The 6,094-nt window shown below is 75.4% G+C and carries 6 protein-coding genes and 6 tRNA genes; 8 read left to right on the forward strand and 4 right to left on the reverse strand.

From position 1 onward, the window contains the following. The first annotated feature begins 273 nt into the window (after positions 1–273). Complete coding sequence (locus ACFCX4_RS33895) at positions 274–843, forward strand: CGNR zinc finger domain-containing protein (protein WP_376150923.1); 570 nt, start codon at positions 274–276, stop codon at positions 841–843. A gap of 56 nt (positions 844–899) precedes the next feature. Here the strand turns inward: ACFCX4_RS33895 and ACFCX4_RS33900 are convergent, their stop codons facing one another. Continuing rightward, the gene (locus ACFCX4_RS33900) at positions 900–1,442 is read right to left on the reverse strand and encodes a hypothetical protein (protein ID WP_376150925.1); all 543 of its coding nucleotides are present in this window, start codon (positions 1,440–1,442) and stop codon (positions 900–902) included. Between the two features lie 191 nt (positions 1,443–1,633). On the opposite strand from ACFCX4_RS33900, the gene ACFCX4_RS33905 reads away from it, so the two are divergent. After that, positions 1,634–2,134 (forward strand): DsbA family protein, encoded by a 501-nt coding sequence (locus ACFCX4_RS33905; protein WP_376150927.1) that lies wholly within the window; start codon positions 1,634–1,636, stop codon positions 2,132–2,134. Between the two features lie 30 nt (positions 2,135–2,164). On the opposite strand, the gene ACFCX4_RS33910 is transcribed toward ACFCX4_RS33905, so the two are convergent. From ACFCX4_RS33910 to ACFCX4_RS33920, 3 genes are all read right to left on the reverse strand, one after another. Next, a complete protein-coding gene (locus ACFCX4_RS33910) occupies positions 2,165–3,007 on the reverse strand; it encodes a GNAT family N-acetyltransferase (RefSeq protein ID WP_376150929.1) in 843 nt (280 codons plus the stop codon). A 138-nt stretch (positions 3,008–3,145) separates the two neighbouring features. Further along, complete coding sequence (locus ACFCX4_RS33915) at positions 3,146–3,985, reverse strand: aminotransferase class IV (protein ID WP_376150931.1); 840 nt, start codon at positions 3,983–3,985, stop codon at positions 3,146–3,148. Positions 3,986–4,061: 76 nt separating this feature from the next. After that, positions 4,062–5,117: a chorismate-binding protein gene (locus ACFCX4_RS33920; protein ID WP_376150933.1), complete on the reverse strand. Its 1,056-nt coding sequence runs from the start codon at positions 5,115–5,117 to the stop codon at positions 4,062–4,064. A gap of 303 nt (positions 5,118–5,420) precedes the next feature. On the opposite strand from ACFCX4_RS33920, the gene ACFCX4_RS33925 reads away from it, so the two are divergent. From ACFCX4_RS33925 to ACFCX4_RS33950, 6 genes are all read left to right on the forward strand, one after another. Further along, positions 5,421–5,493, forward strand: a tRNA-Gly gene (locus tag ACFCX4_RS33925). 40 nt (positions 5,494–5,533) lie between these two features. Beyond that, positions 5,534–5,607: transfer RNA gene (locus tag ACFCX4_RS33930), tRNA-Cys, on the forward strand. 33 nt (positions 5,608–5,640) lie between these two features. Further along, positions 5,641–5,715, forward strand: a tRNA-Val gene (locus ACFCX4_RS33935). A gap of 27 nt (positions 5,716–5,742) precedes the next feature. Further along, a tRNA-Val gene (locus ACFCX4_RS33940) sits at positions 5,743–5,814 on the forward strand. Positions 5,815–5,876: 62 nt separating this feature from the next. Further along, positions 5,877–5,948, forward strand: a tRNA-Val gene (locus ACFCX4_RS33945). A 41-nt stretch (positions 5,949–5,989) separates the two neighbouring features. After that, positions 5,990–6,061, forward strand: a tRNA-Val gene (locus ACFCX4_RS33950). The last annotated feature ends 33 nt before the right edge of the window (positions 6,062–6,094 follow it).

Below are 6,094 nucleotides of genomic sequence, written 5' to 3' on the forward strand. Positions count from 1 at the left end.
CGGCCACCCCACGGGTGGCCGGCCTCGCTGCCGGGCGCGGCCCGTTCTCCCCGGGGCGGCCCCTGGGGAGCCGTCGGGGCCGCGCTGCCCGCACGGCCGGCCGCGCGGACACCGCCGGACCCGGCTCTCGGGGAAAACTCCGTACAGACCTACGGAATACGCACACGTCTTCGAGGGAAGCCACCGCCGCACCGCGCGCCGCCCCGGTAAGGTCTGGGAGATGACCCGTAGTCGCGGGGTGCCCACGGCCCCCTCCGCGCGAGGAGCCTGCACGTGCTGATCACCCATGACACCGAGTGCGCGCTGAGCATCCTCGTCGAGCTGCTCAACACCGCGCCCGAGGTGTGCGGCACCGAGCTGCTGCCCGACGTGACCGCGCTCGACGCGTTCGTGGTCCGGCAGGAGATCAGCGAGGTCGACTCGCTGACCGACGGCGACCTGCGCCAGGTCCACGAACTGCGCTCACGGCTGCGCGAGGTGTTCGGCACGGAGTCCACCGAGGAGGCCGCCGAGCTCGTCAACGCCCTGGTCGCGGCGGCCGGCACCACGCCCCGGCTGACCAACCACGACCACCACGGGTGGCACATCCACTACTTCGCGCCGCACGCCGCCCTCGGCGACCACCTGGCCGCCGAAGTGGGCATGGCGCTGGCGTTCATCCTGACCGCGGGCGAGCGCGAGCGGCTGCGCCGCTGCGAGGCGCCGGACTGCGCGCGGGTCTTCGTGGACCTCTCGCGCAACCGCTCGCGCCGCTACTGCGACAGCCGGACCTGCGGGAACCGGCTGCACGTGGCCGCCTACCGGGCCCGCCAGCGTTCGGCGGACGCGGTTCCCTCGGCCTGAGCGGCCCCGGCCGCCCCGGGGGTCCGGAGCGGCTCGGGTGCCGGGGGCGGTGGCGGTCAGATGCCGCGCCGGCGCAGGATCTCCTCGATGTCGGCGAAGTCGCCGAGGCCGTCGTCGTCCTTGCCCTGCTCGGCCGCCCCGGGCGGCGAGGCCTTCGCGGGCCGCTCGGCCCTTCCCGCCCGCTCGGCCTTCGCGGCGGCCCGCCGCGGTGACGCGGGCGCGGCCGGCACTCCGGCGGCGGGCGCCACGGCCGGACGCGCCGGGGCGGGCCCGGCGGCGGCCGGACGGGCCTCCTGCCCCTCGGCCGCGGCGCCGCGGCGGGACAGCCACCGGGTGGTGAGCAGCAGCCCGGCCGAGACCCCGAGCAGGGCGATGCCGGTCCACACCCGGGGGTCGAGGACCAGCGCGGCCGCCCAGTCGGCGAGCTCGTCGCCGATCGTCCGGGCCACCGGGAACAGGCCGGTCAGGTAGAGGCCGGCGGGCAACAGCGCGACCGCGAACCAGCGGGTCGCGGAGAGGAAGCGCCGGCGGTGGGCGCGCAGGCCCGCGACCACCGTGCCCGCGGCCGTGAGGGCGAAGGCGACCCCGGCCGTCAGCACGGCCGGCTCCGCCCGTGGGACGCCGCGGTGACCGCGGTCGTCGCGGTCGTGGCCGGCACGGCCGCCGCCTCGCCCGCTGCTCTGCCCGTGGGGCTGATCATCTCGTCGGACCTCCCGTCGCTCCGGTCTCGCGGTCTGGCCGGGCCCGGCCGCCGGAACGGCACGGGCCCCACTGGTGGAACACTGAGGGCATGATCGAAGGTTCCCTCCCCCGTCTCGACTTCTGGTGCGAGCTCCAGTGCCCGGACTGCCGCACCGCGCTGGACGACGTCCGCGAGCTGCGCGCCCGCTACGGCGACGCGCTCCCGATCGAGCTGCGGCACTTCCCGCTGGAGAAGCACAAGCACGCGTACCCCGCCGCCGAGGCCGCGGAGGAGGCGTTCGCGCAGGGCCTCGGCTGGCCGTTCGTCGAGGCCCTGCTGGCCCGGGTCGAGGACCTGGAGGCGCGCGGCACCGCGGTGCTGCTGGAGGTGGCCCGGGAGGTCGGGGTGGACGCCGAGGAGGTGGACACCGCGCTGGTGGACGGGCGGCACATGCTGACCGTGGACGCCGACCAGGCGGAGGGCCGGGCGATCGGGGTCACGGGCACGCCGACGTACGTGATCGCCGGGCAGCGCCTCGACGGCGGGAAGAGCCAGGAGGGGCTGCTGGAGCGCCTCGTCGCCGCGATCGAGGCCGCGAAGGCCTCCTGAGACGTCGGCCGGCGGCCCCGGGACCCGGGTTCACAGCAGCGTCTTGCCGTAGACCCGGTTGGTGACCCGGTAGCCGAGCGACTCGTAGAGGCCGATCGCGACCCCGTTGCCGCTGAAGACGTTCAGCCCGAGGTCGTGGACGCCTGCGGCCAGGCACTCCCGCTCGGCCAGGCGCATCAGCGTCCGGCCGTGGCCGCGGCCCCGGTGGCCGTCGGCGACCTCGACCACCATGACCCAGGCCAGCGGGGTGCCGTCGGGCAGGTCGCGCAGCCGCAGGGCGAGCCAGAGCGACCCCAGCGGCTCCCCCGCCGGCCCGTGCAGGCGGCGGAGGGCGACACCCGGGGTGGCCGCGCCCTGCGGCAGCAGTCTCGCGTGGTCGGCCTCCGCCTTGGCGCGGGCCTGCTGCTCGCCCAGCCCCGAGGCCAGCAGGTCGTGCAGGTACCCGTCCTTGGCCTCGGCCAGCCAGGCGGGGAAGGCGTCGGCGCCGATCGGGCGCGCGTCGGCGCCGGGCGGCAGGGCGGGCGACCCGTCCAGCCGCTTGACCATGTTCCGCATCCGCTCGGTGTAGCCGAGGGTGACGGCGAGCGAGCGGGCGACCCGGGCGGTCTCCGGGATGTCGGCGTCGACCCGGGTGCAGCCCCAGCTGCGCAGCACCTCCTCGGCGGCCAGCGCGCCGATCGTCCCGCGCCCCCGGCCGCGCTCGCTCCGGACCTCCAACTCGGCTATCTCCCCCCAGAGTTGGTCACCCCTCGGGACGGCGGTGGTGCGCAGGCCGCCGACCGGGCGGCCGTTCACGCAGATCTGCCAGCGCCGGGTGCGGCCGCCGGCGGGGGTGGGGGTCTCCGGGCTCTCGGGGCGCAGCGTGGTGGTCATGTCGGGGTCCCTTCCCCGCCGCCCGGGTCTTCTACCGACCCGGACGCCCCCGCCGCGGCCGGGCGCTCCCCCGGGCGTGCCCGGCGGGCGCGCCCGCGGCGGGGGCTCCGTCGCGGGACGCCGCACGCCGCCGGGGGCTCAGGGGTCGAGGTCGTCGCCGCTGCGCTGGGCGAAGGTGGCCATCGCCTTGGCCGTGACCGGGCCGGGGCCGGGCAGTTCGTGGTCGTCGACCCGGGTGACGGCCTGGACGTCGCGCAGGCTGGAGGTCAGGAAGATCTCCTCGGCGTCGCGCAGGGCGTCCATCGGGAGGTCGGCCTCCTCGGCGCCGCACCAGTCGACGACGAGCTGCCGGGTGATGCCGGCGAGGCAGCCGGAGGACAGCGGCGGGGTGAGCAGCCGGCCGCCGAGCACGACGAAGACGTTGGAGCCGGTGCCCTCGCAGAGCCGGCCGGCGGTGTTGGCGAGCAGCGCCTCGGAGGCGCGGGCGCGGTGGGCGGCGGCGAGGGCGACGACGTTCTCGGCGTAGGAGGTGGTCTTCAGCCCGGCGACGGCGCTGTGCTCGTTGCGGCGCCAGGGGACGACCGCGACGGCGGTGGTGTCGGGGCGGCGGGTGGCGGTGCCGAGGGAGACCACCAGGGTGGGGGCGTCGTCGCCGCGCTCGGAGCCGAGCGGCGCGGCGCCGCCGGTGTAGGTGACGCGCAGACGCCCGAGCGGCACCGGGTTGGCGGCGAGGACGGCGGCGCAGGCCTCGCGGACCAGGTCGTGGTCGGGGTCGGGCAGGCCGAGGCCGCGGGCGGAGCGGGTGAGCCGGCCGAGGTGGCGGGTGACGGCGAAGGCCCGGCCGTCGAAGGCCTTCATGGTCTCGAAGACGCCGTCGCCGGTGGTGAGTCCGTGGTCCAGGACGGACAGGGCCGGGTCGGCGGAGTCGACGAGGGCGCCGTTGACCCAGCTGGTGGTGGGCTGCTGCGGGTGCTGCATCGAGGGGTGCTCCTCGCGGGACGGGCGCGGTCCGGCCGGCTCCGGGTGGCGGCGCCGGGTGCGGTCCGCGCCGGGTTCAGTCGGTGTGGGTCTCGCCGCCCGACGCTATCGCGACCAGGCGGGCGGCCTTCAGCTCGGTTTCCGCCCATTCGCGGTCGGGGTCGGAGCCCCAGGTGATGCCGGCCCCGGTGCCGAAGCGCAGTTCGGGGGCCGCCGGGTCGGTCCGGTCGATCCAGAACGTGCGGATGCCGACGGCGAGTTCGGCTTCGCCGCGGTCGGCGTCGACCCAGCCGACGGCGCCGCAGTAGGGGCCGCGCGGGGCGGTCTCCAGGGACTCGATGATCCGCAGGGCACTGCTCTTGGGGGCGCCGGTGACGGAACCGGGCGGGAAGGTCGCGGCGAACAGCCCGGGCCAGCCGGCGCCGGCGCGCAGGGTGCCCTCGACGGTGGAGACCAGGTGGACCAGGCCCGGGTGCTTCTCGACGGCGCAGAGGTCGGGGACGGTGACGGTGCCGGTGGCGCAGACCCGGCCGAGGTCGTTGCGGACCAGGTCGACGATCATCACGTTCTCGGCGTGGTCCTTGTCGAGCAGGTCGTGCTCGGTCCGGCCGGTGCCCTTGATCGGGCCGGAGGCGACGGTGCGGCCGGTGCGCCGCAGGTAGAGCTCGGGCGAGGCGGTGGCGATCTCCACGCCGTGCCCGGGGAGCCGGATCGTGCCCGCGTAGGGGGCGGGGTTGCCGCGGGCGAGCAGACCGGTGAGCGCGTCGACGTCGGAGCGGGCGGGGTCGGGCAGCGGCGCGCGGAGCACCCGGCAGAGGTTGGCCTGGTAGACCTCGCCGGCCGCGATGTGTTCGCGGATCCGGCGCACGCCCGCGGTGTAGGCGGCGCGGTCGAGCGAGCTGCGCCAGGCCCCGGCCGAGGGGCCGAGCCAGCCGGCGCCGGAGGGCGGGGCGGGGGCCGGGCGGACGTCGTCGAAGCGGGCGCAGGTGAGCCGGCCCTCGAAGTCGTGGGCGACGGCCCACCAGCCGTCGGACTCCAGGGCGGCCGGGTCCGAGGTGACGTCGCGCAGTCCGGTCGCGAGGCGGCCGCCGAAGCGGGCGAGGGGGTGCTGGGGGGAGGGCTGGCCGGACACGGTTCTCCTGCGCAGGGGCTTTGCTCGGGTTGCGGTGCCTGAAGTGTAGGTCGGAGGGCGCGAGCAGAGTCGGGCATCGCGCGGGCGTACGCCGGGTGACCTGCGGGTGTCACCCAGGGTGTCGCGCCGCCCCGGTCCGGGCGGTCCGCGCCGGTCGGAGCGGGGGCGGCCGGGAAGCGTCCGGCGGCGACGCACGGGGCACGCTGCGGGAACGGATTTTTAGCTGGCCCGGGAATCCGCTAGAGTTCAACACGTCGCCAGGGAGCGCAGCCGGGAAGATCCGGTGAAGATCCCGGGAGACAGGCGGACGTGGCTCAGTTGGTAGAGCATCACCTTGCCAAGGTGAGGGTCGCGAGTTCGAATCTCGTCGTCCGCTCGACGAAGGACAGTGTATGGTCGTCCTTCGAGTGTTGCCTGGTGGAGTGGCCGAGAGGCGAGGCAACGGCCTGCAAAGCCGTCTACACGGGTTCAAATCCCGTCTCCACCTCCAAGAGGTCCGCCCGGTTCGCCGGGTGGCCTCCCCGCGCGATTAGCTCAGCGGGAGAGCACTACCTTGACACGGTAGGGGTCACTGGTTCAATCCCAGTATCGCGCACCACGGCCGGCTCTGCCGGGCACCTCTCAGGCGCGATTAGCTCAGCGGGAGAGCACCACCTTGACACGGTGGGGGTCACTGGTTCAATCCCAGTATCGCGCACGTCGGATCCTCCGGAACCGGCCCTCGGGCCCTCCTGGATCCGCTGCGGACGCACCGCACCCGCGCGATTAGCTCAGCGGGAGAGCACTACCTTGACACGGTAGGGGTCACTGGTTCAATCCCAGTATCGCGCACGTCGGGCCTTCCGGGGCCTGCTGCAGGAACGCCTTACCAGGCGCGATTAGCTCAGCGGGAGAGCACTACCTTGACACGGTAGGGGTCACTGGTTCAATCCCAGTATCGCGCACAGTGACGGCCGGGGCCGCGACTCTTCAGGGGC

Source organism: Kitasatospora sp. NPDC056327 (assembly GCF_042261735.1).
In the GTDB taxonomy this organism is placed as follows: domain Bacteria; phylum Actinomycetota; class Actinomycetes; order Streptomycetales; family Streptomycetaceae; genus Kitasatospora.